Annotated in this window: 1 protein-coding gene and 1 pseudogene; both read left to right on the top strand. The window is 58.5% G+C overall.

Annotation, left to right across the window (positions count from 1 at the left end; translation table 11 throughout):
- A pseudogene (locus tag L0H65_RS19265) lies at positions 1 to 878 on the top strand (phosphoglucosamine mutase); the annotation flags it as partial.
- Between the two features lie 122 nt (positions 879 to 1,000).
- Positions 1,001 to 1,876: sulfate adenylyltransferase subunit CysD (cysD, locus tag L0H65_RS19260; RefSeq protein WP_301460803.1), on the top strand; the 876-nt coding region annotated here is incomplete at its 3' end.

Below are 1,876 nucleotides of genomic sequence, written 5' to 3'. Positions count from 1 at the left end.
GCGGGCGCTATGTCGAATATGCCAAGACCACCTTCCCGAATGGCAAGCGTCTGGACGGGATTCGCATTGTGGTGGATTGCGCCAATGGGGCCGCCTACCGCACCGCCCCTGCCGTGCTGTGGGAATTGGGGGCCGAGGTGATCCCGATCGGGGTGGAACCGGACGGGTTCAACATCAATGCCGAATGCGGGTCCACCCATCCGCAAGCCGCTGCCCGCAAGGTGCGCGAAAGCCGCGCCGATATCGGCATCTGTCTGGACGGCGATGCGGATCGGGTGATCCTGATTGACGAAGAAGGCCAGATCATCGACGGCGATCAGATCATGGGGTTGATCGCCTCGCATTGGGCGCGTGAGGGGCGTTTGCAGGGCAATGCACTTGTTGCTACCGTCATGTCCAATCTCGGGCTGGAGCGGTTTTTGAACGCGCAGGGCATCGGGCTGGAGCGCACCGCCGTCGGTGATCGCCATGTGGTGGAAGCAATGCGCGCCAAGGGCCACAACCTGGGCGGCGAGCAATCGGGCCATATCGTGATGACCGATTATGCCACCACCGGTGACGGGGTGATCGGGGCGCTGCAATTTCTGGCCGCCATGATAGACACCGGAAAGAAGGCGAGCCAGTTGGGCAGGGTATTCGAACAGGTGCCGCAAAAACTGATCAATATACGCTATGCCCGCGACAAGGCCCCTTTGGACAGCGACGAGGTTCAGCAGGTGATCGCAGCGGGGGAAGCTGCCCTTGGCACCAGCGGGCGGCTGTTGATCCGCAAATCAGGCACCGAACCCTTGATCCGCGTCATGGGCGAGGCTGAAGATCAAGCCCTGCTCAATGACGTTCTGGATAAAATCGTGGAGAGTGTTAACCGCGCATCCTGACTTTGGCGGTTCTGTGACCATACGCCCACATTTCGCCCCAGCTTTGAGGTAAATCTGCCTTCCTGCGTGGATAAATCGGCGAAAGATGTCAGGATTCGCATGAAAAACCAAAAGGCTACCCGATGAGCAGCACCCCTACCCCAGAGCTTTCAGCCAGCACGCTGACCCATTTGCAAAGGCTCGAAGCCGAAAGCATCCATATCATGCGCGAAGTGGTGGCAAATGCCGACAAGCCGGTGATGCTGTATTCTGTCGGCAAGGATTCCGCCTGCATGCTGCATCTGGCGAAAAAGGCGTTTTACCCGGCACCGCCGCCGTTTCCTTTGCTGCATGTCGATACGACCTGGAAATTCCAGGCGATGTACAAGCTGCGCGAAAAGGCTGCGGCAGACGCGGCGATGGAGTTGATCGTCTATCAAAATCCCGAAGCGTTGGCCCAAGGCATCAATCCGTTCGATCACGGCTCACTTCACACTGATATGTGGAAGACCGAAGGGCTGAAACAGGCGCTGACCAGATACAACTTCGACGTGGCGTTCGGCGGTGCCCGCCGGGATGAAGAAAAATCCCGCGCCAAGGAACGGATTTTTTCCTTCCGGTCCGTCAATCACCGCTGGGATCCCAAACAACAACGCCCGGAATTGTGGAAGCTTTACAACACCCGCAAAGCCAAGGGAGAGAGCATCCGTGCCTTCCCGCTGTCGAACTGGACAGAGTTGGACATCTGGCAATATATCCACCTCGAAAACATCGAAATCGTGCCGCTGTACTTCGCCGCCCTGCGTCCGGTGGTGGAATATAACGGGCTGTTGATCATGGTCGATGATGACCGCTTTCCACTGGCACCGGGGCAAGTGCCGGAAATGCGCTCGGTCCGCTTTCGGACCCTGGGCTGTTACCCACTGACGGGCGCTGTCGAAAGCGTGGCGGCAACCTTGCCGCAAGTGATTCAGGAAATGCTGCTGACCACCACATCGGAACGTCAGGGCCGCGCGATT

Origin of the sequence: Pseudorhodobacter sp. (genome assembly GCF_030452865.1) — a bacterium.
Taxonomy (GTDB): domain Bacteria; phylum Pseudomonadota; class Alphaproteobacteria; order Rhodobacterales; family Rhodobacteraceae; genus Pseudorhodobacter.
The sequence above is the reverse complement of the archived record's forward strand: the minus strand, read 5'-3'. Positions and strand labels throughout refer to the sequence as shown.